The sequence below is a fragment of the Streptomyces sp. NPDC037273 genome (assembly GCF_055603625.1).
Map to the genome: position 1 here is coordinate 149,324 of NZ_JBVJVO010000007.1, position 24,175 is coordinate 173,498.

20 protein-coding genes and 1 tRNA gene are annotated in these 24,175 nt (G+C 72.2%); 7 read left to right on the top strand and 14 right to left on the bottom strand.

Translation table 11 applies throughout. The annotated features are described in order from the left end of the window. Window positions 1-139 precede the first annotated feature (139 nt). From ACZ7G1_RS20365 to ACZ7G1_RS20385, 5 genes are all read left to right on the top strand, one after another. Entirely contained in the window at window positions 140-868 is a 729-nt protein-coding gene (locus tag ACZ7G1_RS20365) for an MBL fold metallo-hydrolase (protein WP_470873061.1), read from the top strand. 10 nt (window positions 869-878) lie between these two features. Then, window positions 879-1,685, top strand: coding sequence for a DUF3097 domain-containing protein (locus ACZ7G1_RS20370; RefSeq protein WP_470873059.1), 807 nt, complete (start codon window positions 879-881; stop codon window positions 1,683-1,685). Between the two features lie 204 nt (window positions 1,686-1,889). Next, window positions 1,890-2,306 carry a peptidoglycan-binding domain-containing protein gene (locus tag ACZ7G1_RS20375; RefSeq protein ID WP_470873057.1) on the top strand — a complete coding sequence of 139 codons (417 nt, stop codon included), beginning with the start codon at window positions 1,890-1,892 and terminating at the stop codon, window positions 2,304-2,306. A gap of 25 nt (window positions 2,307-2,331) precedes the next feature. Beyond that, on the top strand, window positions 2,332-2,751 hold the full coding sequence (locus tag ACZ7G1_RS20380; RefSeq protein WP_470873056.1) for a peptidoglycan-binding domain-containing protein: 420 nt from the start codon (window positions 2,332-2,334) through the stop codon (window positions 2,749-2,751). A 32-nt stretch (window positions 2,752-2,783) separates the two neighbouring features. Further along, window positions 2,784-3,176: a peptidoglycan-binding domain-containing protein gene (locus tag ACZ7G1_RS20385; protein ID WP_470873054.1), complete on the top strand. Its 393-nt coding sequence runs from the start codon at window positions 2,784-2,786 to the stop codon at window positions 3,174-3,176. 112 nt (window positions 3,177-3,288) lie between these two features. Here ACZ7G1_RS20385 and hemW read toward each other — a convergent pair whose 3' ends face one another. The 3 genes from hemW to lepA form a co-directional block, all read right to left on the bottom strand. After that, the gene (hemW, locus tag ACZ7G1_RS20390) at window positions 3,289-4,521 is read right to left on the bottom strand and encodes a radical SAM family heme chaperone HemW (RefSeq protein WP_470873052.1); all 1,233 of its coding nucleotides are present in this window, start codon (window positions 4,519-4,521) and stop codon (window positions 3,289-3,291) included. 81 nt (window positions 4,522-4,602) lie between these two features. Then, on the bottom strand, window positions 4,603-6,489 hold the full coding sequence (locus ACZ7G1_RS20395) for an AMP-dependent synthetase/ligase (protein ID WP_470873050.1): 1,887 nt from the start codon (window positions 6,487-6,489) through the stop codon (window positions 4,603-4,605). 197 nt (window positions 6,490-6,686) lie between these two features. Next, window positions 6,687-8,552 carry a translation elongation factor 4 gene (gene lepA / locus ACZ7G1_RS20400; RefSeq protein ID WP_470873048.1) on the bottom strand — a complete coding sequence of 622 codons (1,866 nt, stop codon included), beginning with the start codon at window positions 8,550-8,552 and terminating at the stop codon, window positions 6,687-6,689. A 187-nt stretch (window positions 8,553-8,739) separates the two neighbouring features. Between lepA and rpsT the strand changes: the two genes are divergently transcribed. After that, window positions 8,740-9,006 carry a 30S ribosomal protein S20 gene (rpsT, locus tag ACZ7G1_RS20405; RefSeq protein WP_470873046.1) on the top strand — a complete coding sequence of 89 codons (267 nt, stop codon included), beginning with the start codon at window positions 8,740-8,742 and terminating at the stop codon, window positions 9,004-9,006. A gap of 921 nt (window positions 9,007-9,927) precedes the next feature. Here rpsT and holA read toward each other — a convergent pair. Continuing rightward, entirely contained in the window at window positions 9,928-10,917 is a 990-nt protein-coding gene (gene holA, locus ACZ7G1_RS20410) for a DNA polymerase III subunit delta (protein ID WP_470873044.1), read from the bottom strand. 62 nt (window positions 10,918-10,979) lie between these two features. Between holA and ACZ7G1_RS20415 the strand changes: the two genes are divergently transcribed. Further along, window positions 10,980-11,222: a hypothetical protein gene (locus tag ACZ7G1_RS20415; RefSeq protein WP_470873042.1), complete on the top strand. Its 243-nt coding sequence runs from the start codon at window positions 10,980-10,982 to the stop codon at window positions 11,220-11,222. Between the two features lie 45 nt (window positions 11,223-11,267). Here ACZ7G1_RS20415 and ACZ7G1_RS20420 read toward each other — a convergent pair whose 3' ends face one another. The 10 genes from ACZ7G1_RS20420 to ACZ7G1_RS20465 form a co-directional block, all read right to left on the bottom strand. Then, a complete protein-coding gene (locus tag ACZ7G1_RS20420) occupies window positions 11,268-12,152 on the bottom strand; it encodes a YceI family protein (protein WP_470873041.1) in 885 nt (294 codons plus the stop codon). A 138-nt stretch (window positions 12,153-12,290) separates the two neighbouring features. Beyond that, window positions 12,291-13,175, bottom strand: coding sequence for an arylamine N-acetyltransferase family protein (locus ACZ7G1_RS20425; RefSeq protein WP_470873039.1), 885 nt, complete (start codon window positions 13,173-13,175; stop codon window positions 12,291-12,293). Window positions 13,176-13,224: 49 nt separating this feature from the next. Continuing rightward, a complete protein-coding gene (locus ACZ7G1_RS20430) occupies window positions 13,225-14,487 on the bottom strand; it encodes an MFS transporter (RefSeq protein ID WP_470873037.1) in 1,263 nt (420 codons plus the stop codon). A 5-nt stretch (window positions 14,488-14,492) separates the two neighbouring features. Beyond that, window positions 14,493-15,113 carry a winged helix-turn-helix domain-containing protein gene (locus ACZ7G1_RS20435; RefSeq protein WP_470873036.1) on the bottom strand — a complete coding sequence of 207 codons (621 nt, stop codon included), beginning with the start codon at window positions 15,111-15,113 and terminating at the stop codon, window positions 14,493-14,495. A gap of 69 nt (window positions 15,114-15,182) precedes the next feature. Then, a complete protein-coding gene (locus ACZ7G1_RS20440) occupies window positions 15,183-17,573 on the bottom strand; it encodes a ComEC/Rec2 family competence protein (protein WP_470873359.1) in 2,391 nt (796 codons plus the stop codon). A gap of 89 nt (window positions 17,574-17,662) precedes the next feature. Next, the gene (locus ACZ7G1_RS20445) at window positions 17,663-18,544 is read right to left on the bottom strand and encodes a ComEA family DNA-binding protein (RefSeq protein WP_470873034.1); all 882 of its coding nucleotides are present in this window, start codon (window positions 18,542-18,544) and stop codon (window positions 17,663-17,665) included. Window positions 18,545-18,946: 402 nt separating this feature from the next. After that, window positions 18,947-19,792, bottom strand: a complete 846-nt coding sequence (locus ACZ7G1_RS20450; RefSeq protein ID WP_470873032.1) for a DegV family protein — start codon at window positions 19,790-19,792, stop codon at window positions 18,947-18,949. 87 nt (window positions 19,793-19,879) lie between these two features. Continuing rightward, window positions 19,880-20,662: a hypothetical protein gene (locus ACZ7G1_RS20455; protein ID WP_470873030.1), complete on the bottom strand. Its 783-nt coding sequence runs from the start codon at window positions 20,660-20,662 to the stop codon at window positions 19,880-19,882. 123 nt (window positions 20,663-20,785) lie between these two features. Next, on the bottom strand, window positions 20,786-23,662 hold the full coding sequence (leuS, locus tag ACZ7G1_RS20460) for a leucine--tRNA ligase (RefSeq protein WP_470873028.1): 2,877 nt from the start codon (window positions 23,660-23,662) through the stop codon (window positions 20,786-20,788). 411 nt (window positions 23,663-24,073) lie between these two features. Further along, window positions 24,074-24,146: transfer RNA gene (locus ACZ7G1_RS20465), tRNA-Ala, on the bottom strand. Between the last annotated feature and the right edge of the window lie 29 nt (window positions 24,147-24,175).

The following is a 24,175-nucleotide window of genomic DNA, read 5'->3' on the forward strand; positions in this document are numbered from 1 at the left end:
CACCTCCAGCTGTCGTCGTTCCGGTTGCTCCGCTTTTGGCACTCACCCTGTCTGAGTGCCAGCAATCCCCCGGCTAGTGTACGGCGGCGGGCAACGCTCCTGGCAAGGAGGAGGGCCGCCCGACGGTTAGCGTCGCCCCATGGACATCGATTGGGAAGCGTACGGCTGGGAGCGTCTCGCGGACGGAGTCGGCCGGCGCCGACTCCCGGGCTGGGACGCCACGGTGGGCCTCGTCGTGGGCGAGCGGGGGATCCTGATGTACGACACGGGGTCCTCGCTCACCGAGGGAGCGGAGCTCCGCGAACAGGTGGCGCGGCTCACGGGCGGCCGCAAGGTGACGCACATCGCACTCGGCCACCCCCACTTCGACCACGTCTTCGGCACGGCCGTCTTCGCCGGCGCCGAGGTCTTCGGCGCCGTCGGCTCGGACGAGCTCCTCTCCCTGCCGCGCGAACGCGAGGCGCTCCGCGAGGACGCGGTGGGCCAGGGCCTCGACGCCACGGCCGCCGCGGAGGCCGCGGACGTCCTCGTCGCCCCCCGCCACGTCGTCTCCGGCGAATGGACCCTCGACCTGGGCCGACGCCAGGTCCTCCTCGCCAACGTCGGCCCGGGGCACACCGGCCACGACCTCGCCGTCTGCGTCCCCGGCTCCCGCGAGGTCGTCTTCTGCGGCGACCTCGTCGAGGAGTCCGGCGAGCCCCAGGCCGGCCCCGACGCCATCCCCTCCCGCTGGCCCGACGCCCTGGACCGTCTCCTCTCCCTGGGCGGCGAGGAGGCGGCGTACGTGCCGGGCCACGGCGCGGTCGTGGACGCCACGTTCGTCCGGGCACAGCGCGATGAACTGGCACGGCGCTTCCAGGTGTCGTAGCGTCGCCCAAATGCGCAGCTACGACCCGGACCTGACGCCTTCTTGGAAGAAGCCGAAGCCCGTCCCGGAGGTCCCGGCGGACCCCGACCTCGTCGTCGAGGAGGTCACGACGGGCTTCTGCGGCGCGGTGATCCGCTGCGAGGCGGGCACCGTGACCCTGGAGGACCGCTTCGGCAAGCACCGGGTCTTCCCGCTTGAGCCGCGCGGCTTCCTCCTGGAGGGCAGGGTCGTCACCCTCGTCCGGCCGGCCGCGGGCGCCCCCGTCCGCCCCACCCGTACGGCCTCCGGCTCGATCGCCGTACCCGGTGCCCGCGCCCGCGTGGCCCGCGCCGGCCGCATCTACGTCGAGGGCCGCCACGACGCCGAACTTGTCGAGCGCGTCTGGGGCGACGACCTCCGCATCGAGGGCGTCGTCGTCGAGTACCTGGAGGGCGTCGACGACCTCCCGTCGATCGTCGCCGACTTCGCCCCCGCCGCCGACGCCCGCCTCGGCGTCCTCGTCGACCACCTCGTCCCCGGCTCCAAGGAATCCCGCATCGCCGCCCAGGTGACCTCCCCGCACGTCCTCGTCGTCGGTCACCCCTACATCGACATCTGGGAGGCCGTGAAGCCCTCCTCCCTCGGTATCCCCGCCTGGCCCGCCGTCCCCCGCGGCCAGGACTGGAAAACCGGCGTCTGCCGCACCCTCGGCTGGCCCTCCGACAACACCGGCGCCATCTGGCAGGCCATCCTCAAGCGCGTCACGTCCTACAAGGACCTGGAACCGCAGCTCCTGGGCCGGGTGGAGGAACTGATCGACTTCGTGACGGCGCCGTAGGGGGCAGGGCCCCCGTCTGCGCCGTCCTGGGACGTCCCGGCCCGCCCCCGCACGGGCATCCCGGGACACGGGACCCGTGCCGGGACGGAGGCGGCCGTGCCAGCGTGGCGGCATCACATCGCCCGCCTTCGAACGAGCACCGCCGGGGAGTGGCCGCCAGGTCACGCCTCTCCCGGCCGCGCGCCGCCACCCGATCGGAAGATCATGAACCGCCAACGACTGCCCAAGATCATCGGCGCCGCCGTCGCGGCGGCCACGCTGGCGCTGGCCGCTGCCGGCACGGCCAACGCCTCACCCTCGGCCCCCAACATCGGCGACGGCTACGCCAACAACAACCACGCCGTCTGGTGCGTCCAGCACAACCTCAACCACTACATGCGCACCACCACCGACCCCACCCACCCGGCCCTGCTCGCGGAGGACGGACTCTGGGGCCCGAACACCAAGGCCGCGGTCCAGTGGCTGCAGACGAACGCCTACGTCAACGGCGAGCAGTTGCAGACCGACGGCATCGTGGGCCCGCTCACCGGCGGCCTCATCATGCAGTTCGGCGACCCGTACTACGTCGGCAGCTACAACGCCTACTGCTGGCAGTACATCCCCACCAACTACGGCCCCTGACCGGTCCCGCGCAAGGAGAAGAATCATGAACCTCACCGCATTGCGGCGCGGGGCCGCAGCCATGGCGCTGGCGGGCAGCGTGCTGCTGGGTCTGTCCGGCACGGCCCAGGCCTCGATCGGCGCCCCCTACATCGGCGACGGCTACGGCAACAACACGCACGCCGTCTGGTGCGTCCAGCACAACCTCAACCACTTCGCCCGCAAGTACCCCTCCGGGCTGCAGTACACGATGCCGATCGTCGCGGAGGACGGCATCTGGGGGCCGCAGACACGCAACGCCCTGGTCCAGTTCCAGAAGAACATCCCCATCCTGACCCCGGACGGCGTCGTCGGCCCGAGGACGGGCCGCTACATCATCCAGCAGGGCGACCCGTACTACACCGGCTACCAGGGCGATTTCGTCGCCGACGGCTACTGCTACGGCTACATCCCGACCGACTTCTGACACCCCCCTTCCCCACAACGGATGATGCGACGATGACGAAGAGGTTCCTCTCCCGCGCGGCGGTCGTGGCCGCCGGCGCCCTGCTGACCGCGGGTGCGTCGGTCGGCACCGCCCAGGCCTCGACGACCGCCGGCTACATCGGCGACAACTACGCGAACAACACCCACGGCGTGTGGTGCGTCCAGCACCTGATCAATGACGTGGCCCGCGAGCGCGGTCGCCAGGTCGTCGCCGAGGACGGGGTGTGGGGTCCGCAGACCAAGGCCCAGGTCCAGTGGTTCCAGGAGCTCTACCACCTCAAGCCCGACGGCGTCGTCGGCCCGTTCACCGGCGATTACGTCCTCTACTACGGTGACCAGTACTACGGCGGGACCAACGGCTACTGCTTCACCTACGTACCGAGCGACTCCGGTCTCTTCGAGTGACCTCCCCCTCGGCCTGACGGGCTGAGCACCACACGACGGCCGGCGGCCACCCCCTACGGGTGGCCGCCGGCCGTGGTCGGGGTCCGGCAGTGATCCGCCGGACAGGACCTGGCTAGTCCACCAGGTCCCGCACCACCGCGTCCGCCAGCAGCCGCCCCCGCAGCGTCAGGACCGCCCGCCCCGCCCCGTACGCCCCGGCGTCGAGCAGCCCGTCCTCCAGCGCCTTGCGCGAGGCCGCGAGCCCCGCCGGCTTGAGGATCGAGAGCTCCACGCCCTCGCGCAGCCGCAGCTCAAGGAGGATCCGCTCGACCCGCCGGTCCTCGGCCGACAGCAGCTCCCGCCCGGCCCCCGGCGACCGCCCCTCCGCCAGCGCGGCCGCGTACGCCCCCGGGTGCTTCACGTTCCACCAGCGGACGCCGCCGACGTGGGAGTGGGCGCCGGGACCGGCGCCCCACCAGTCGGCGCCGCGCCAGTACAGCTCGTTGTGGAGGCAGCGCCCCGCTTCGGAGGTGGCCCAGTTGGACACCTCGTACCAGGAGAAGCCGGCCGCCTCGAAGGCCGCGTCGGCGATGAGGTAGCGGTCGGCGTGCACGTCGTCGTCGGTCATGGGGACCTCGCCGCGCCGGATGCGCCGGGCGAGCTGTGTGCCCTCCTCGACGATCAGGGCGTACGCGCTCACGTGGTCCGGCCCGGCGCCGATCGCCGCGTCAAGGGAGGCCCGCCAGTCGTCGTCGGTCTCGCCGGGGGTGCCGTAGATGAGGTCGAGGTTGACGTGGTCGAAGCCGGCGGCCCGCGCCTCGGCGACGCACGCCTCGGGGCGCCCGGGGGTGTGGGTACGGTCGAGGATCTTGAGGACGTGCTGCTTGGCGCTCTGCATGCCGAAGGAGATCCGGTTGAAACCGCCCTCCCGCAGCTCGGCCAGGTAGGCCGGGTTCACGGACTCGGGGTTGGCCTCCGTGGTGACCTCGGCGTCGTCCGCGAGCCCGAACTCGTCCCGGATGGCCCCCAGCATCCGGACGAGGTCCCCGGCGGCGAGCAGCGTCGGGGTGCCGCCGCCGACGAAGACGGTCCGCACCGGCCGCGGGTCGTCGCCGAGGACCTTGCGGGCGAGCCGGATCTCGTCGACGACCTGCTCGGCGTAGTTGTCGCGGGAGGCGAGCACGCCGCCGGTGCCGCGCAGCTCGCTCGCGGTGTACGTGTTGAAGTCGCAGTACCCGCAGCGCGTCGCGCAGTACGGCACGTGCAGGTAGAACCCGAGCGGCCGCTCCCCCGCCCCTTCGAGGGCGTGCGGGGGCAGCGCCCCGTCGTCGGGAACGGGCTCACCATCGGGCAGTACGGAAGGCATGAGCCCCATTGTCCCGTACTGCCCGGCGGAACGGTCCTGCCGGACCGTTCCGCCCGCGGGCGACGAGGCCCGCGCGCCGGGTCAGGACTCGCGGGAGCCCTCGTACATCTCCTCGATGAGTGCCTTGTACTCGCGCTCGACGACCGGCCGCTTCAGCTTCAGCGACGGGGTGAGCTCGCCGTGCTCGATGTCGAGGTCGCGGGGCAGGAGGCGGAACTTCTTGATCGTCTGCCAGCGCTGGAGGCCCTCGTTGAGCCGGTCCACGTAGCCCTGGATGAGCTTGACGGTCTCCGGGGCGGCGACGACGTCCGCGTACGACTTGCCGCCGAGGCCGTGCTCGGCGGCCCAGCCGAGGAGGGAGGGCTCGTCGAGGGCGATGAGCGCGGTGCAGAAGTTCCGGTCGGCGCCGTGGACGAGGATGTTGGAGACGAACGGGCAGACGGCCTTGAACTGGCCCTCGACCTCGGCCGGCGCGATGTACTTGCCGCCGGAGGTCTTGATGAGGTCCTTCTTGCGGTCGGTGATCCGCAGGTAGCCGTCGGCGGACAGCTCGCCGATGTCACCGGTGTGGAACCAGCCGTCGGACTCCAGAACCTCGGCGGTCTTCTCCGGCAGGCCGTGGTAGCCCTCCATGATGCCGGGGCCGCGCAGCAGGATCTCGCCGTCGTCGGCGATGCGGACCTCGGTGCCGGGGAGCGGCTTGCCGACGGTGCCGGTGCGGTAGGCCTCGCCGGGGTTGACGAAGGAGGCGGCGGAGGACTCGGTGAGGCCGTACCCCTCCAGGATGTGGATGCCGGCGCCGGCGAAGAAGTAGCCGATCTCGGGGGCGAGCGCGGCGGAGCCGGAGATGCAGGCGCGCAGGTTGCCGCCGAAGGCCTCGCGGATCTTGCCGTAGACGAGCGCGTCGGCGACCTTGTGCTTCGCGGAGAGGCCGAAGGGCGCGGAGGCGGTGCCGGTGCGGCGGAAGTTGTCCTGGGTGGTCTTGGCGTACTCGCGGGCGACCTCGGCCGCCCACTGGAAGATCTTGTACTTGGCGCCGCCGCCGGCGCGGGCCTTGGCGGCGACCCCGTTGTAGACCTTCTCGAAGATGCGGGGGACGGCGGCCATGTAGGTCGGCTGGACCACCGGCAGGTTCTCGATGATCTTGTCGACACGGCCGTCGACGGCCGTGACGTGGCCGACCTCGATCTGGCCGGAGGTGAGGACCTTGCCGAAGACGTGCGCGAGGGGCAGCCAGAGGTACTGGACGTCCTCCTGGGTCACGAGACCGGTGGCGGCGATGGCCTTGGCCATGTACGACCAGTTGTCGTGCGGGAGGCGGACGCCCTTGGGGCGGCCGGTGGTGCCCGAGGTGTAGATGAGGGTGGCGAGCTGGGTGGAGGTGATCGCGGCGACCCGCTCCTTCACCGCCTCGGGGTGCTTCTCCAGGTACGCCTTGCCGCGCGCCTCCAGGTCGGCGAGGGAGAGCACGAAGTCCCCGTCGCTCTCCACGCTCTCCACGCCGGTGGCGTCGACCACGACCACGTGGCGGAGGTTCGGCAGGTCCCCGCGGCGCTCGACCGCCTTGGCGAGCTGGGCGGCGTCCTCGGCGATGAGGACCTTCGACTCGGAGTCCGAGAGGATGAACGCCGACTCCTCGGCGTTGGTCTGCGGGTAGACCGTGGTGGTCGCGGCACCGGCGCACATCACGCCGAGGTCGGCGAGGATCCACTCGACGCGGGTGGAGGAGGCGAGGGCGACCCGCTCCTCGGCCTGTACGCCGAGGTCGACGAGCCCGGCGGCGATCGCGTAGACCCGCTCGGCGGCCTGCCCCCAGCTGAGCGACTTCCACTCGTCCGGACCGGCGCCGGAGGCGGCACGGACCGGATAGCGGTAGGCCTCCGCGTCCGGGGTCCGCTCGACGCGCGTAAGGAAGAGGGACGCCACGGAGGGCGGCCGGTTCTCGATCTGGGTCTGTGTGTCGCTCACGACGTCCTCCGGGCGGCGGCGGTGCCTTCTGGCGGTGCGTAACTAACTGGCGAGTAACCTGCGATTCGGGATCAGAGTAAAGGCCCGAGGACCGGCGCGTAAGGCCTTACCGGGCGTCGCTTCATAACGAACGGGCCCACGCGCGCGTGGCACGTGGACCCGTTGGTTGCACAGGGCAGCTACTTCCGCCCGCGCCGTTACTTCTTCTTGCCGGAGGACTCGTCGCTCGACAGGACGGCGATGAAGGCCTCCTGCGGCACCTCCACCGAGCCGACCATCTTCATGCGCTTCTTGCCTTCCTTCTGCTTCTCCAGCAGCTTCCGCTTACGGGAGATGTCACCGCCGTAGCACTTGGCGAGGACGTCCTTCCGGATGGCGCGGATGGTCTCGCGGGCGATCACCCGGGAGCCGATGGCGGCCTGGATCGGCACCTCGAAGGCCTGCCGCGGGATGAGCTCGCGCAGCTTGGCGACGAGCCGCACACCGTAGGCGTACGCCGCGTCCTTGTGGGTGACGGCGGAGAACGCGTCCACCTTGTCGCCGTGCAGCAGGATGTCGACCTTGACCAGGCTGGAGGCCTGCTCGCCGGTGGGCTCGTAGTCGAGCGAGGCGTAGCCGCGGGTCTTGGACTTCAGCTGGTCGAAGAAGTCGAAGACGATCTCGGCGAGGGGCAGGGTGTAGCGGATCTCCACCCGGTCCTCGGAGAGGTAGTCCATGCCGATCAGCGTGCCGCGACGGGTCTGGCAGAGCTCCATGATCGCGCCGATGAACTCGCTCGGGGCCAGGATCGTGGCGCGTACGACGGGCTCGTACACATCGTTGATCTTGCCCTCGGGGAACTCGCTCGGGTTGGTGACGGTGTGCTCGCTGCCGTCCTCCATGACCACGCGGTAGACCACGTTCGGCGCGGTGGCGATCAGGTCGAGCCCGAACTCGCGCTCCAGCCGCTCGCGGATCACGTCGAGGTGCAGCAGGCCGAGGAAGCCGACGCGGAAGCCGAAGCCGAGCGCGGCGGAGGTCTCCGGCTCGTAGACCAGCGCGGCGTCGTTCAGCTGCAGCTTGTCGAGCGCCTCGCGGAGGTCCGGGTACTCCGAGCCGTCCAGCGGGTACAGACCCGAGAACACCATCGGCTTGGGGTCCTTGTACCCGCCGAGCGCCTCGGTCGCGCCCTTGTTCAGGGAGGTGATCGTGTCACCGACCTTGGACTGGCGGACGTCCTTCACGCCGGTGATGAGGTAACCCACCTCACCGACACCGAGACCGTCGGACGCGGTCATCTCGGGCGACGAGACACCGATCTCCAGGAGCTCGTGCGTCGCGCCGGTCGACATCATCTTGATGCGCTCGCGCTTGTTGAGCTGGCCGTCGACCACACGGACGTACGTGACGACGCCCCGGTACGAGTCGTACACGGAGTCGAAGATCATCGCGCGCGCGGGCGCGTCGGCGACGCCGACGGGCGCCGGAACGTCCCGCACGACCCGGTCGAGCAGCGCCTCCACACCCATACCGGTCTTCGCCGAGACCTTCAGGACGTCCTCGGGCTGGCAGCCGATGAGGTTCGCGAGCTCCTCGGAGAACTTCTCCGGCTGGGCGGCCGGAAGGTCGATCTTGTTGAGCACGGGAACGATGGTGAGGTCGTTCTCCATGGCCAGGTACAGGTTGGCGAGCGTCTGCGCCTCGATGCCCTGCGCCGCGTCCACGAGCAGGATCGTGCCCTCACAGGCGGCGAGCGACCGCGACACCTCATAGGTGAAGTCGACGTGCCCGGGGGTGTCGATCATGTTCAGGATGTGGGTCTTCCCGTCACCCTGCCCGTCGGTGGGCGCCCAGGGCAGCCGGACCGCCTGGGACTTGATCGTGATGCCGCGCTCCCGCTCGATGTCCATCCGGTCGAGGTACTGAGCACGCATCTGCCGCTGGTCGACCACACCGGTGAGCTGGAGCATCCGGTCGGCGAGCGTGGACTTGCCGTGGTCGATGTGCGCGATGATGCAGAAGTTGCGGATCAGAGCCGGGTCGGTACGGCTCGGCTCGGGCACGTTGGTAGGAGTCGCGGGCACGCAGGGATCTCGTCTCGGGCGATGTTCAGAACGGATACGTAGACACCATGGTCCCATGCCCGTCGCCCGGCGCCCGGTTTGGGCGGCTCAGAGGGTGGCTGGTACTGTGGACAGCTGTGTCTCGCGTGCCCTCTCAGCCTGCGAGATCGCATCCAGAAGGAACACCGAACCTGTAAAGGCTCTTTTCGTGGCGAACATCAAGTCCCAGATCAAGCGGAACAAGACCAACGAGAAGGCGCGCCTGCGCAACAAGGCCGTCAAGTCGTCGCTCAAGACCGCGATCCGCAAGGCCCGTGAGGCTGTCGCCGCCGGCGACCTCGAGAAGGCCACCATCGCTTCTCGCGCCGCCTCGCGTCAGCTCGACAAGGCTGTCTCGAAGGGTGTCATCCACAAGAACGCCGCCGCCAACAAGAAGTCGGCGCTGGCCACCAAGGTTGCCTCCCTCCAGGGCTGAGCTCTGATCTAACCGGTCGTACGGGACCCAGCGGGCCCTCTCTCCCGCTCCCGCCGACCCCCCGGACTCGCACGCGGACGCGTTCGCCACGCGTGTGCGAGCCCACCCACTTCACGCCGAAGGCCCCCTGCCTCCTCCCCAGGAAGCCGGGGGCCTTCGTCGTATCGGGGGCGGGGCCTGAGGGGTATCCGAGGCGGGGGCCTAAGGGGCCGACGGCCAGACGGGTCGACGCCTGGACGCGCTGGGGGCTGGACGCGCTGGGGGCTGGGGGCCGGATGGCCGGCGCCTGGACGCGCCTGAGGGGGCTGGGGGCTGGGCGGGGCGGCGCCTGGACGCGCCTGGGGGGGGCGGGCGGCCAGACGGGTCGGCGCCTGGACAGGCTTGGGGGGGGCTGGGGGCCGGACGGTCGGCGCCTGGGGAGCCGGACGGTCGGCGCCTGGGGGCCCGGGCGGGCCGAGCGGGTCGGCGCCCGGACGCGCCCGAGGCGGCCGGACGGCCGGACAGGTCGGCGCCTGGACGCGCCTGGGGGCTGGGCCGGACGGTCGGCACCTGGGGGCCCAGGCGGGCCGAGCGGGTCGGCGCCCGGACGCGCCCGAGGCGGCCGGACGGCCGGACGGGCGACGCCTGGGGGGGACGGCCGGACAGGTCGGCGCCTGGGGGGCCGGACGGCCCGGACGGGTCGGCGTCCCGAGGGCGCCGGGCGGCCGGACGGGTCGACCCCTGGACGCGCCTGAGGCGGCCGGGCGGCCGGACGGGCGGCGCCCTGAGGGCGCCGGCGGTCAGCGCCCGCCGCAGGGCCGGCGGCCGGGCCGCGGGGCGGCCCGCACCCGGGACCGGCCCGCACCGGGGGCGGCGGCCCGCATCACGGCGGCCCGCACCCGGGACCGGCCCGCACCGGGACGGCCCGCGTGCCAGGCCCCGTCAGCCGCGCCGCATCCGCGCCGCGCGCGCCACCGCGACGACGGCCTTTTCGAGGGCGTACTCGGGGTCGTCGCCGCCGCCCTTGACGCCGGCGTCGGCGTCGGCGATGGCGCGGAGGGCGAGGGAGACGCCGTCGGGGGTCCAGCCGCGCATCTGCTGACGGACGCGGTCGATCTTCCAGGGGGGCATGCCGAGCTCGCGGGCGAGGTCGGCGGGGCGGCCGCCGCGGGCGGAGGAGAGCTTGCCGATGGCCCGTACGCCTTGGGCGAGCGCGCTGGTGATGAGGACGGGCGCGACACCGGTCGAGAGGGACCAGCGGAGGGCTTCGAGGGCTTCCGCGGCCCGCCCCTCGACGGCCCGGTCGGCGACGTTGAAGGAGGAGGCCTCGGCGCGGCCGGTGTAGTACCGCCCGACGACGGCCTCGTCGATCGTGCCGTCGACATCGGACGTGAGCTGCGCGACCGCGGACGCGAGCTCGCGCAGATCGCTGCCGATCGAGTCGACGAGCGCCTGGCAGGCCTCCGGTGTCGCCGAACGCCCCAGCGCCCGGAACTCCTGGCGTACGAACGTCAGCCGCTCCGCCGGCTTCGTCGTCTTGGGGCAGGCCACCTCCCGCGCACCGGCCTTGCGCGCGGCTTCGAGCAGGGCCTTGCCCTTGGCTCCGCCCGCGTGGAGCAGGACGAGGGAGATGTCCTCGACGGGGTCGCCGAGGTAGGCCTTGACGTCCTTGATCGCGTCGGCGGAGAGGTCCTGCGCGTTCCGCACGACCAGTACCTTGCGCTCGGCGAAGAGCGAGGGGCTGGTGAGCTCCACCAGCGCGCCGGGCTGGAGCTGGTCGGGGGTGAGGTCCCGCACGTCCGTGTCGGCGTCGGCGGCCCGGGCGGCCGCGACCACCTCCTGGACGACACGGTCGAGGAGCAGGTCCTCCTGGCCCACCGCGAGGGTCACGGGGCCGAGGAGGTCGTCGGGGGAAGTCTTTCTGGTGGCCATCGCGATCCAGCATCCCACGGGCCACTGACAGCCCGTCCCCGCCGCCGCGCGAGAATGGCGGGGTGAGCGAACGACACGTACTGGTGCTTCCCGACCGCGACGCCGCCGAGGAGGTGGCCGAGGAACTCCCCGACCGTTTCGGCGTGACCGAGGAGCCTCAGCTCGTACGGGACTCCCTCGCCGGCGAGGACGACGCCGAGGACGCGCAGTGGCTGGTGGTCGTGGAGGACCCGGACGGCCGCCTCGACCCAGCCGCCCTCGACGCCCTCGCGGCCGAACACGAGGGCTGGCTCGAAGCCCCGTGAGCCCGGGGCGCCCGGCCCCGGCCCTCGGCGCCCGGCCCTCGGCCCTCAGCCCTTCTTCGGCACGATCTGGATGTCGAGGTCGATGCTGATGCTGGACCCGACGGCCGCGATGCCGCGCGCGAGCAGCGTCTGCCAGGTGAGGGTGAAGTCCTCGCGGTGGAGTTCGGTGGAGGCGCGGCAGGCGCAGCGCGTCTCGCCTTCGAGGCCGTTGCCGAGGCCGAGGTACTGGGTGTCGAGCGTGATGGTGCGGCTCACGCCGTGAAGGGTGAGGGCGCCGGTGACGGCCCAGCGGGTGCCGCCCCGGTGGGTGAAGCGCTCGCTGAAGAACTCCAGCGTCGGGTAGGCGCCGACGTCGAGGAAGTCGCCGGAGCGCAGGTGGTCGTCGCGCATCTGGACCCCGGTGTCGATGGAGGCCGCGTCGATGACGACGTGCATCGCGGAGTTCTCCATGCGGTCGGCGATCCGCACGGCGCCCGCGAAGCTGTTGAACCGGCCGTGGATCCGGGCGAGCCCGATGTGGCGCGCGGTGAAGCCGATCTGCGAGTGCGCCGGGTCGATCTCCCAGTCGCCCGGCTCGGGCAGCTGGGGCTGCGGGGCGACCTGGAGGAGGACGTCGCCGAGGCCGGTGTGGCCGCCCTCGGCGACGACGGCGGTGCCGTGGTGCGGGGTGTACCCCTCGGCGGTGACGGCGAGCCGGTACTCCCCCGCGGGCACAGTCGCGAGGGCCGTGCCGTACGGGTCGGTCTCCCCCGCGAGCACCTTGCGGCCGGCCGCGTCGCTGACGACGAACTCGGCCTGGCGGACGGGCTCGTGCACGGGGTCGAGCACCCGGCAGCTCAGCACCCCGGCCGAGGAGGGTACGGCGACACCGGCGAACGGGCCGCCCCGTGCGGCACCCGCCGCGCGCTTCCCGAAGAGACGGTCGAACATTCTTCACGCACCCCCGTGCGACTCGTTCACACTGCAACGAATCCGCATTCGATCACCGTCGAGGGGTTCGAGGCAAACGCGGCAAGTGTTACCGAGGGTCCGAATTGGGGATTCCGCTTAAGACGTCCGGGTATCGGGTCAAGCGGTCCGCTTATCGGGATTTCCCCCTCGTACGACCGGCAGCGCGTCGAGCACGATGCCGAACAGGTCCCGGTACGCCTCCCGCACTTCCGCCTCGCCTTCGAGTTCCCGCTCGGTCCGCTCGCCGTGGGCCCGCGTGATCAGCTTGCGGTCGCTGAGCGTGATCCGGCCGTCCTCGGTCAGCCGGGAGCAGATGAGGGAGCGCGGGAAGTGCGAGTCGGGCGAGGTCTGGTGGTACCAGGCCCCGGCCGTGAAGTCCGCGAGCTCGCGCGGCCTGGTCTCCAGCCGGTACTGCGGCTTCCCGTCCCGCAGCACGTCCAGGTCACCGCCGTCGGCCTCCTCGATCCGGAAGACACCGCCCGGGTCCTCTTGGTCGCCGCGCTCGTCGAAGGCCAGCGGGAAGTGCCCGTGGTCGCCGAAGCCGACGTCGGCCAGCCACCGCTCCCCCTCGGCCGTCTCCACCAGCAACGCCATGTGGTCGTACGGGATGCCCGGCCTGCCCTCCGCCCCGATCACCCGCGCCTGGAGCAGCGCCACCTCGTACCCGAGACCGCGGAGCAGCACGGCGAAAGCGGTGTTGACCTCGTAGCAGAAGCCGCCCCTCCCCGCCCCGACCACCTTGTCGAGCAGCGCCTTCTCGTCGAGGACGACGGGCTCGCCGAGGTGGATCGACAGGTTCTCGAACGGCACCGTCCGCAGGTGCCGCAGATGCAGTTCGCGCAGCGCCTCCGCATCCGCCCGCACCGGCCGCTCCGCACCGATCCTCCGCAGATACGCGTCGACAGCGGCCGGCTCGGGCGGGGCGAGCGGGCCGGACGGGACAGGCAGACCGGACGGGACAGGTGAACCGGACGGCTTCGGCGGCGTCGGTGATGTAGTCATACCCGCAGTCTGCCGAAGACCTCCGAAGACCGCCGACAGAGGCCCGTCCTTATCCGACCGGCACGGACTCCTCCTCCCTCCTGGGCAGTTCGCGCATCCGCGGCAGCGGCGAGGGCAGCAGCCAGAGCACGGCGAGTACGGCTCCGGCGGTGGCGATCCACAGCGTCGGGCGCAGCCCGATCGCGGTGCCGAGGAAGCCGCCGACGAGCGCGCCGAGCGGGCGGAAGCCGTGGTTGAGCGTCCGGTACGCGCCCATGACGCGGGCCCGCATGGCGTCGGGTATCAGCGCCATCTGGAGCGACCCTCCGGCGGTGTCCGCGATCATCACCCCGACGCAGGAGAGGAACTCCGCCGTGAACATGACGGCCACCACCAGCGCGAGCGGCCCGTCGGCCAGGGGTATCAGCAGCAGGGGCAGCGTGAATCCGAGGAAGCCGGCGACGAGCGAGGGGCCGACGCCGATCCGCCGGACGACCGCTCCCGCGAACGCAGCGCCGATCAGACCGCCCACCGCTCCGGCACCGAGGATCAGACCGAGCAGCCCCGCGCCGACGCCGAGCTCGGTGGCGGCGTAGAGCACGAAGAGGGTGTGGAACATGTAGTTGAAGAACTGGAGGGTGCCGGAGCCGGCGAACAGCGCGCGCATCGAACGCTCGCGGATCACCCAGCGCAGCCCCTCGGTGAAGTGCCCCTTGGCCACGGGGGCCGGCGGGGGTTCGACGGGCCTGATCCGGGCCAGGTAACCGGCCGACACCAGGTAGGTGAGGGCGTCCGCGACGAGGGCGAACGGCGCCGTGAGCACCTGCACGAGGATGCCCCCGATCCCGGGTCCGGCGAGCCACGCCACCGAACGGCTGCCGTTGACCAGCGAGTTCGCCTGCACATAGCGCTCGGTGGGGACGAGCGCCACGAGGAGCGTGCTGTTGCAGACCTCGAAGAGCACGGTGAGCGCCCCGATCCCGAAGGCCACCGCGTAGAGCTGGCCGAGCGTCAGCGCGTCGAGGGCGTAGGCCACGGGGAGGGTCAGCACCAGCGCCGCCCGGCCGAGGTCGGCCGCGATCATGGCGCGCCTGCGGTGTGCCTGCCGGTCGGCCCAGGCTCCGAGCGGCAGGTTGAACAGGAGGGTGGGCAGGAGCTCGGCGGTCTTGAGCCAGCCCATCGCGGCGGCGTCGGCGCCGAGGATCAGGACGGCGGCCAGTGGGATGGCCATGAGCGATATCTGGTCGCCGGTGAGGGAGATGGTCTGGCCGGTCCAGTAGCGGCGGAAGGCACGCTCGCGCAGCAGTGCCGGTACTCGTTCCACGAGGGCCATCCCTCTCACTCCTCTTCGCTGTCGGTGGGGTCCTGGTCCAGGTAGGCGATCCGCAGGACGGTGACCCGCTTGGCGCCCTCGGGCCTGAGGGACGGGTCGGTCGCGCGCGCGTCGTACGGGGCGAGCAGCGCGTCGATCCGCTCGGCGAGGCCGACGAGCTCCTCGGGGGTCAGGTGGAGCACGGAGTCGCCGAAGCGCTCGGCCTCCCGCCACTCCTTCGGCAGCCGGTGCCGGTTCTCCATGGCCCGGGTGACCCGCTCGAAGTAGCGCTCGGCGACCGCGGCGGTCAGCGCCTCGGCGGCCTCCGCGACGGCGCCGTCCTCGCTGTGGTCGGGCCACTCCGTGTACCGCGCCGTGGCCCGCCAGGGCTTCTCCCGCCCCCGCCCGCCCGGCGCCTCCTCCACGAGCCCGTACTTGGCGAGTATCCGCAGGTGGTAAGAGCAGCTGGCCACGGACTCGCCGGTCAGCTCGGCCGCCCGCGTGGCGGTGAAGGGCCCGTGACTGCGCAGCAGTCCCACGAGGGTCATCCGCAGGGGATGGGCGTAGGCCCGCAGGGCGCGCGGGTCGGTCAGGCGGATGCTGCGGGGCTGCTCGTCCCCGGGGTGCGGCTCACTCGTCTCCGGCATGATGTAAAGCTAGCTTTAGAAAGACTTCTTTACAAGGACTTCTTTACAAGGATCCCCTGCGAGGACTCCTCACGGGCTCGTGGCCGCCATCAGCCCCCTCCCCTCCCCCACCACCGCGATCGCCCCGTCCACATCCGTCCGGAGCACCCGCGCCCCACCCGCCCTCAGCGCCTCCACCGTCCGCGGCGAGGGATGCCCGTACGGGTTGTCCCGCCCCGCCGACACCAGCGCCAGCCTCGGCCTCACCACCTCCATGAGCCCCGGGTCCTGATGCGCGGACCCGTGATGCGCGACCTTGAGCACGTCCACCGGCGCCAGCCCGGGATACGCCCGCACCAACTCCCGCTGCGCGGGCGGCTCCAGATCCCCCAGAAGCAGCACACTCACCCCACCCCGCGCACGCACCAGCAACGTGACGCTGGCGTCGTTGGCCCCGCCGACGCTCCCGACCCCCACCGCTCTCCCTGCCCCGGGGCCCAAGCCGGCCGGAGGCCAGAGCACCCGCCACTCCAGGCCCCCCACCCGTCGCACCTCCCCCGGGTTCGCCGGGATCAGCGGCACCCCCGCGGCCGCCGCGGTCCGCCGCACGAACGCCGCCTGCGCCGGGGGCTCTTCGAGCCCCGTGGTCTGGATCGCCCCCACCGAACGCCCGCGCAGCACACCCGGCAGACCCGCCACGTGGTCCGCGTGGAAGTGGGTGAGGACCAGCAACGGCACCCGGCTCACCCCGAGCTCCCGAAGGCACCTGTCCACCGGTACGGGGTCGGGGCCGGCGTCCACCACCACGGCGGCGTCCCCGCCCGCCGCGAGCACCGTCGCGTCCCCCTGCCCCACCTGGCACATCGCGAACACCCAATCCGGTGGCGGCCACCCGGTGACCCACCGGGCCAGCGGCGCCGGCCGCACCACCACGACCAGGAGCAGCGCGGCGAGGAGCACCGCGACGGGCCCCCGGTACGGCAGCTTCCGCACCCCGAGCACCACAAGCCCGGTGAGCAGCGCGAGGCCGAGACCGCCCCACCATCCCCCGGGCCAGGCCACTTCCGCCCCCGGCAGCGAAGCGCACCACCGGGCCACCCACGCGATCCACCCGGTCGGCCACCCGGCCACCCACGCCAGGCCTTCCGCCCCCGTCGCCCACATCGGCGCCAGAGCGAGCGTGGCGAATCCGAGCACCGTGGCGGGCGCGACCGCGAGTTCCGCGAACAGGTTCGCCGGAATCGCCACCAGGCTCACCCGCGCCGCGAACACGACCACGACCGGAGCGCAGACCGCCTGCGCGGCGAGCGCCGCGGCCAGCGCTTCCGCCAACCTGCCCGGCACCTTGCGCCGCCGCAGCGCGTCGCTCCACCGCGGGGCGACCGTGAGGAGCGACCCGGTGGCCAGCACCGAGAGCAGGAATCCGTAACTCCGCGCGAGCCGGGGGTCGTAGAGCACCAGGACGAGCACGGCGGCCGCAAGCGCCGGGATCAGCGATCTCCTGCGCCCGGTACCGATCGCGAGGAGGACGACGAATCCACAGGCCGCCGCGCGCAGAACACTGGGATCGGGCCGGCAGACGACCACGAAGGCCGATGTCAGCGCTCCCCCTGCCAGCGCGGTCACCCGCAGCGAAAGCCCGAGCCGTGGCGCGAGCCCGCTCCTCTCCACCTGGTGCGCCCGCCCCGGACGCCCGACGAGCAGCAGCAGGACGATCGACAGATTGCTTCCGGACACCGCCAGCAAGTGCGTGAGATCGGCGGCTTCGAACGCGTCCCGCAGATCGGGGCCGACCCTGGAGGTGTCCCCGACCACCAGCCCGGGCAGCAGGGCCCGCGCGTCCGGGTCGAGCCCCTCGCTCGCCTTCCTCAGCCCCGCCCGCAGCTCCCCCGCCGTCCGCTGCAACACGCTCGGCGGGCCCACGATCCGCGGCGGCCCGGCCCTGTCCGCCTTCAGCACCGCGGCGAACGGCTCGCCCGACCGCAGCGGTGGCACGAGCCGCCCGCCGACCCGCAGCCGCGTGGAAGGAAGGAGCCGCAGCCATTCGCCCCGCCCCTCCCCCGGCGGCACGATCACCAGCACCGGCGCGCGCGTCCGGTACACCGATCCGTCCGCCCGCTCGACCCGGACCACCTCCCCGTCCAGGACCACCGAGACCGGCGCCATCGCGTTCCCCCGCACCCGGGGCCTGGTGAGCCGTGGATCGGACGTCACCGTCACCTCCACCCGCACCCGCGCCTGCTCCCCCGCCAACCCCGGCACCGGCCCCCGCCGCAGGTCCGCCGCATGCAGCCCCGCCGACGCGGCCCCCGCCGCCGCACACAACAACACCCCCGCCCACACCGTCACCCCCAACCGCCACCGCCGAGCCATCGCCGGCCCCAGCAGGACCACGGCCCCGAGCACGCACACCGCGACCCCCGTCACCGCCCACCACCCCGAAACACCCCATCCGCAGGCGGCCGCCACCCACGCCGCCATCGCGAGCGGCACGAGCCGGAGATCCACCGGCCCCTCGGCCACCGAAGCCACAGAAGCCGGAAGGGGCGTCACCGCGGCCGTCTCGCCCCTCACGGCCGGACCAGTGGTTCCAGGTCGGCGAACCGACGCTCGCCGATGCCGTTGACCTCCCGGAGCTCCGCGACCGAGCGGAAGCCCCCGTGCGCGACACGGTGGTCCACGATGTGCTGCGCGAGAACCGGGCCGACACCGGGGAGGGTGTCGAGCTGCTCGACCGTCGCGGTGTTGAGGCTCAGCGGCGCCCCGGGCAACCCGCCGCCACCGCCCACGTCTCCGCTTCCGCCTCCACCGCCTCCACCGGCCGGGACCCCCGGCAGCCCCACGAGCACCTGCTCGCCGTCGAACAGGACCCGGGCCCGGTTGAGCCCGGTGAGATCGGCGCCCGGACGCACACCACCCGCCGCGTGCAGGGCGTCCGCCACCCGCGAGCCCGCCGGCAGGGTCAGCACCCCGGGCCTTCGCACCTTGCCGCCCACATCGACGACCACCTTCGCCCCGGCCGGCCCGGCCCCCTCCCCCGCCTTCGCACCGAGCCCGCCGCGCACCCCAGGCGCGGCAGGTACGGCAGGCGCGGCTGGCACGGCGGGCGCGGTCGCCGGACGGGCGGCGCGAACGAGCTCGGGGGCCCGCACCCGCTCCGGCCGCCCGGTCCAGAAGTAACCGCCCGCGAGCCCCGCGGCCACGACGAGGAGCACCGTCAGCGCGGCCAGCGTCCTCGGTTCGAGCCCGCACCTCGTCTGCACCCAGACCGGCATCCGCTCACGGACGGCCACCCCCAGCCGCCCCCGCAGCCCACCCGGCGAGCCCCGCTCCGGCGCCGCCGGTTCCTCCCGCACCTCCGGCGCCGCGGTCGACTCCTGCGATTCCCGCGGTTCCCGCCATTCCTGCGATTCCTGCCTTGCCTGCCCGCCCGGCAAGGCAGCCGGGAACATCGCCTCTCCCCGCCACCGAGCCCCGACACCAGGCGGCCCCGCGGCGACACGCCTCACCCGGGCGCGCCTCCGCGCCCGGCCGGGCCCCGTGCCGCGTCCGCCGCCTCCGCCGTGGCGGCTCCGGCCGTCCGAGCCGGGCGGCCGGCCGGGCCCACTCGTCGAAGGCCCCGTGGAGCCGTGGGTCACTGTGGAGCCCAGGGGCACTGCGGAGCCTTGGGTCACCGTGGGGCCTTGGGTCACCGTGGAGCCCGGGGTCCCTGGTGCGGTCGATGCGATGCGTGTACGAAGAGTCATGCTCGTGACGGTAGGAGTCACGGAGCGTCAGTGCGGCGCTCGTCACCGATCCGTGGACAGCGCGGCGGCTGTGGAAAACTCCGTCACTCTCCCGGGGGACGGACGGTCTCAGCGCGGGGAGACGACCACCGCGAGGAGTCCGGGTCCCGTGTGGGCGCCGATGACCGCGCCGACCTCGCTGACGTGCAGTTCTTGGACTCCGGATACGCGCTCCCTGAGGCGGTCCGCCAGGGCGGCGGCTCGTTCGGGCGCGGAGAGGTGGTGGACGGCGATGTCGACGGGGCCGGAGCCGGCGCGTTCGACGGCGATCTCCTCAAGGCGGGCGATGGCCTTGGAGGCCGTGCGCACCTTCTCCCGGAGTTCGATGCGTCCGCCGTCGAGTTCGAGGAGGGGCTTGACCGCGAGGGCGGAGCCGAGGAGCGCCTGGGCAGTGCCGATGCGGCCGCCTCGGCGGAGATAGTCGAGGGTGTCGACGTAGAAGTAGGCGGAGGTGCCCGCGGCGCGCTTCTCGGCCGCGGCGACGGCCTCGTCGAGGGAGCCGCCCGCTTCGGCGACCTCGGCCGCGGCCAGGGCGCAGAAGCCGACCGCCATACCCATCATGCGGGTGTCGACGACCCGTACGGGTACGGGCGCGTCCTTCGCCGCGAGGGCGGCGGCGTCATAGGTCCCGGATACCTCGGCGGAGAGGTGGAGCGAGACGATGCCCGTCGCCCCGGCCTCGGCGGCCTGCCGGTAGGCGGCGGCGAACACCTCGGGACTCGGGCGCGAGGTGGTGACGGGCCGCCGCTTCTGCAAGGCCTCGGCGAGGGCCACGGCCGAGATCTCGGTGCCCTCCTCAAGGGCGCGGTCGCCGATGACGACGGTCAGCGGGACCGTGGTGATCGCGTGCCGCTCCCTCGTCTGGCGTGGCAGATAGGCCGTGGAATCGGTGACGATCGCGACATGCCGGGACATGAGCGGGAGGTTACCCGCCGGGGCGGCCGCACGGCAGCCCGACCCCCCTCGTCGTCACCACGTCCCGGTGTCCCGGAGCGCCGTCCGTCAGGTGGTCGTCTCCGGCCGGGCGGCCTTCTCCCAGGGGTAGGCGGCCCGCCGGGGGTCCGGCGCCGTGATCGCGGACGGCTCTCCCCCGTGCGTCGCGCCCGCCGCCCCACCGGCCGCCGTACCGGAAGCGGAAGGCCCGGAAGCGGCCCCGTGCGCCGTACCGGAAGCAGAGGGCCCGGAAGCAGTCCCGTGGGCCGCGCCGGGAGCGGTCGAAGTCCCCTGGGCCGCGTCCGGCCCGGTCCAGTGGCGCAGGGCGCCCGCCTCGACGTCGATCTGGGCGCTGAGCGACGACAGGTCGTCCTCGGCGAACTTGAGGGCCCGGTCCCGGGCGGCGCGGCGCAGTGCGTCGGCCGAGCCGGTGATCCGCTCGGTCCGCGCGGCGAGTTCGGGGAGCTGACCGGAGACCCACGCCCGGTCGGGCTCGCGCTCCAGGCGCTTGAGGTCGCTGTCCAGTTCGAGCCCGTGGGCGCTGAGCCGCTGGAAGAGTTCGAGGGACTCCTTCAGCGAGGCGTCCTCGACGGCGCCCGCCTGCAGCGCCTCCTGGGTGGCGCGCATGGAGGTGCGCAGCGACAGCCGCAGCCTGGCCAGCTCGCTCGCGACGCCGGCCTGGCCGAAGCTCTTGGCCCGCAGCGTGGTGTCCTCGACGGTGCGCCGGGCCTGGTCGAGGGTGCGGTCGACGCCGCGCTTGGCCGCCTTGGCGACCTTCACGGTCACGAACACCCCGAGCGCCACGAAGGCGAAGAAGAGCAGCGCCATGATCGTGATAATCGTGGCTTCCATGTGCGCCCCTCCGGCGTCGGTCGAGTCCCCACGGCTGTGGTTCCTCCACGGTAAACGGAACGGGCAGGTTGGGGGTTCCCTTCGGAACCCCCAACCTGCCCGTAGGGGAAACCCCTATGCGCCCTAGCCTGCGACGATGTTGACCAGCTTCGGCGCGCGCACGATCACCTTGCGGATCTCCGCGCCGCCCAGCGCCGCGACGACGTGCGGGTCGGCCAGTGCCAGCGTCTCCAGCTCCGCGTCGGTGATCGACGGGGAGACCTCCAGGCGCGCCTTGACCTTGCCCTTGATCTGCACGACGCAGGTCACGGTCTCGTCGACGACGTACGCCGGGTCGGCGACCGGGAAGTCCTGGTGGACGACCGAGTCGGTGTGACCCAGCCGGCGCCACAGCTCCTCGGAGATGTGCGGGGCCAGCGGGGCGACCAGCAGCACCAGCTGCTCGGCGACCGGCCGGGAGATCGCGCCGCCGGCCTTCGTCAGGTGGTTGTTCAGCTCGGTGATCTTGGCGATGGCGGTGTTGAAGCGCATCGCCGCCATGTCCTGGGCGACGCCGTCGATCGCCTTGTGCAGGGCGCGCAGCGTGTCCTCGTCGGGCGCGTCGTCGACGACGGTGACCTCGCCGGTCGCCTCGTCGACGATGTTGCGCCACAGGCGCTGCAGCAGGCGGTACTGGCCGACCACCGCGCGCGTGTCCCACGGACGCGAGACGTCCAGCGGGCCCATGGCCATCTCGTACAGGCGCAGGGTGTCGGCGCCGTACTCGGAGCAGATCTCGTCCGGGGTGACCGCGTTCTTCAGGGACTTGCCCATCTTGCCCAGGACGCGGCTGACCTTCTCGCCCTGGTACCAGAAGCCGCCGTCGCGCTCCTCGACCTCGGCCGCCGGTACGGCGATCCCGCGCGCGTCCCGGTAGACGAAGGCCTGGATCATGCCCTGGTTGTAGAGCTTGTGGAACGGCTCGGCCGAGGAGATGTGGCCCAGGTCGAACAGCATCTTGGACCAGAAGCGCGCGTACAGCAGGTGCAGCACGGCGTGCTCGGCGCCGCCGACGTACAGGTCGACGCCACCGGTCGGCATGCCCTCGCGCGGGCCCATCCAGTACTGCTCGACGGCGGGGTCGACCAGCTTCTCGGAGTTGTGCGGGTCCAGGTAGCGCAGCTCGTACCAGCAGGAGCCGGCCCAGTTGGGCATGGTGTTGGTCTCGCGGCGGTACGGGCGCGGGCCGGCGCCGTCACCGAGGTCCAGGGTCACGTTGACCCAGTCCTCGTTGCGGGACAGCGGGGTCTCGGGCTGGGTGTCGGCGTCGTCCGGGTCGAAGGTGCGCGGCGAGTAGTCCTCGACCTCGGGCAGCTCCAGCGGCAGCATCGACTCGGGCAGCGAGTGGGCGACGCCGTCCTCGTCGTAGACGATCGGGAAGGGCTCGCCCCAGTACCGCTGGCGGCTGAACAGCCAGTCGCGCAGGCGGAAGTTGACGGTGCCCTCGCCGATGCCGCGGTCGGCCAGCCAGGCGGTGATCTTCGCCTTGGCGTCGACGACGCCCAGGCCGTCCAGGGAGATCTGGTCGTTGGTGGAGTTGACCAGCTTCGCCTCGTACGAGGCGAAGGCGTCGTCCCAGGTCGACGGGTCGGTGCCGCGGTCGTCGCTCGGCTCGACGACACAGCGCATCGGCAGCTCGAAGGCGCGCGCGAAGGCGAAGTCGCGGGTGTCGTGCGCGGGGACGGCCATGATGGCGCCGGTGCCGTAGCCCATCAGGACGTAGTCGGCGATGAAGACGGGGACCTGCTCGCCGCTGACCGGGTTGGTCGCGTACGCGCCGGTGAAGACGCCGGTCTTGTCCTTGGCCTCGGCCTGGCGCTCGACGTCGGACTTGGAGGCGGCCTGCTTGCGGTAGGCGTCGACGGCCTCGGACGGGGTGGCGTGTCCGCCGGTCCACACGTCGTGGGTGCCCTCGGGCCAGGCCGCCGGGACGATCTTCTCGACCAGGTCGTGCTCGGGCGCCAGGACCATGTAAGTGGCGCCGAACAGCGTGTCCTGGCGGGTGGTGAAGACCGTGATCGCGCCGGTGTCGCCGACCTGGAAGTCGACGCGGGCGCCCTCGGAGCGGCCGATCCAGTTCCGCTGCTGCAGCTTGATCGCCTCGGGCCAGTCCAGGCCGTCCAGGTCGTCCAGCAGGCGGTCCGCGTAGGCGGTGATCCGCATGTTCCACTGGCGCAGCTTGGACTTGAAGACGGGGAAGTTGCCGCGCTCGGAGCGACCGTCGGCGGTGACCTCCTCGTTGGCCAGAACCGTGCCCAGGCCGGGGCACCAGTTGACGGGGGCCTCGGAGGCGTACGCCAGGCGGTACTCGCCCAGGACGTCGGAGCGCTCGGCGGCGCTCAGCTCGCTCCACGCGCGCGTGGTGCCCGGGACCTCACGGGTGCCGTTCTCGAACTGCTCGATCAGCTCGGCGATCGGACGGGCCTTCTTGGCCTCGTCGTCGTACCAGGCGTTGAAGATCTGCAGGAAGATCCACTGGGTCCACTTGTAGTACTCCGGGTCGATCGTGGCGAACGACCGGCGCTTGTCGTGGCCCAGGCCCAGCCGGCGCAGCTGGACCTTCATGTTCTCCATGTTGGCCTCGGTGGACACGCGCGGGTGCGTGCCCGTCTGCACGGCGTACTGCTCGGCGGGCAGGCCGAAGGCGTCGAAGCCCAGGGTGTGCAGCACGTTGTGGCCGGTCATGCGCGCGTGGCGGGCGAAGACGTCCGTGGCGATGTAGCCGAGCGGGTGGCCGACGTGCAGGCCCGCACCCGAGGGGTACGGGAACATGTCCATGATGAACTTCTTGGGCCGGGCGGCGACCTCGGGGTCACCCGCCAGGTCACCGGTGGGGTTCGGCGCCTCGTAGGTGCCCTCGGCGTCCCAGAAGTCCTGCCAGCGTGCCTCGATGTCGGCGGCCATGGCTGCCGTGTAGCGATGCGGGGCCGCCGTCTCGGCGGCCGTATTGATCTCGGTCATGGTCCTTGAAGCTCCATCGATCGTCTCTGCCCTCGGCCGCTGGTCAGCCCGAAACGAAAAATCCCCTCGCACAGGAGGGGATGCCGCGCCGACTCCGACGGATTGTCTGTCGTCCGCCGGGACTGGTCAGCGCGGCTCGGTAAGCAGAAGGCGTACGGCACGCATGGCGCCAGGGTACCGCAGGGCCCGGAGGGGCCGCACCGGCGTCCGGGAGGGGGTGACGAAGAAGCGGGGGGCCCGACCCGGGTGGGCCGCTTCTTTTTTTTTTGGGTAAGGAAAAGTGGACGCCTTTTATCCTTCCCTCCCTCCCAATGCTCTCACCAACTGGGCGCCGGGGGGGCCCACCCCGGCCCCGGGGGGGGGGGGAAGAAGAAGCGGCCCACCCGATCCGGGTGCCCCGCTTCTTTTCTGTGGAGCTAAGGAGAATTGAACTCCTGACCTCCTGCATGCCATGCAGGCGCTCTACCAACTGAGCTATAGCCCCTTGCTGTTTTCCGTCTCCGTTTCGGTTTC

Excerpts from the sequence above, each read along its gene's own strand:
- ACZ7G1_RS20440 (WP_470873359.1), bottom strand. The coding sequence starts at position 17,573 with ATGGCGGCGTGGGTGGCGGCCGCCTGCGGATGGGGTGTTTCGGGGTGG.
- ACZ7G1_RS20455 (WP_470873030.1), bottom strand. The coding sequence starts at position 20,662 with ATGGAAGCCACGATTATCACGATCATGGCGCTGCTCTTCTTCGCCTTC.
- ACZ7G1_RS20370 (WP_470873059.1), top strand. The coding sequence starts at position 879 with ATGCGCAGCTACGACCCGGACCTGACGCCTTCTTGGAAGAAGCCGAAG.
- ACZ7G1_RS20375 (WP_470873057.1), top strand. The coding sequence starts at position 1,890 with ATGAACCGCCAACGACTGCCCAAGATCATCGGCGCCGCCGTCGCGGCG.
- ACZ7G1_RS20380 (WP_470873056.1), top strand. The coding sequence starts at position 2,332 with ATGAACCTCACCGCATTGCGGCGCGGGGCCGCAGCCATGGCGCTGGCG.
- holA (WP_470873044.1), bottom strand. The coding sequence starts at position 10,917 with ATGGCCACCAGAAAGACTTCCCCCGACGACCTCCTCGGCCCCGTGACC.
- ACZ7G1_RS20425 (WP_470873039.1), bottom strand. The coding sequence starts at position 13,175 with ATGACTACATCACCGACGCCGCCGAAGCCGTCCGGTTCACCTGTCCCG.
- ACZ7G1_RS20435 (WP_470873036.1), bottom strand. The coding sequence starts at position 15,113 with ATGCCGGAGACGAGTGAGCCGCACCCCGGGGACGAGCAGCCCCGCAGC.
- ACZ7G1_RS20430 (WP_470873037.1), bottom strand. The coding sequence starts at position 14,487 with ATGGCCCTCGTGGAACGAGTACCGGCACTGCTGCGCGAGCGTGCCTTC.
- leuS (WP_470873028.1), bottom strand. The coding sequence starts at position 23,662 with ATGACCGAGATCAATACGGCCGCCGAGACGGCGGCCCCGCATCGCTAC.
- ACZ7G1_RS20385 (WP_470873054.1), top strand. The coding sequence starts at position 2,784 with ATGACGAAGAGGTTCCTCTCCCGCGCGGCGGTCGTGGCCGCCGGCGCC.
- ACZ7G1_RS20450 (WP_470873032.1), bottom strand. The coding sequence starts at position 19,792 with ATGTCCCGGCATGTCGCGATCGTCACCGATTCCACGGCCTATCTGCCA.
- ACZ7G1_RS20365 (WP_470873061.1), top strand. The coding sequence starts at position 140 with ATGGACATCGATTGGGAAGCGTACGGCTGGGAGCGTCTCGCGGACGGA.
- ACZ7G1_RS20445 (WP_470873034.1), bottom strand. The coding sequence starts at position 18,544 with ATGTTCCCGGCTGCCTTGCCGGGCGGGCAGGCAAGGCAGGAATCGCAG.
- hemW (WP_470873052.1), bottom strand. The coding sequence starts at position 4,521 with ATGCCTTCCGTACTGCCCGATGGTGAGCCCGTTCCCGACGACGGGGCG.
- ACZ7G1_RS20420 (WP_470873041.1), bottom strand. The coding sequence starts at position 12,152 with ATGTTCGACCGTCTCTTCGGGAAGCGCGCGGCGGGTGCCGCACGGGGC.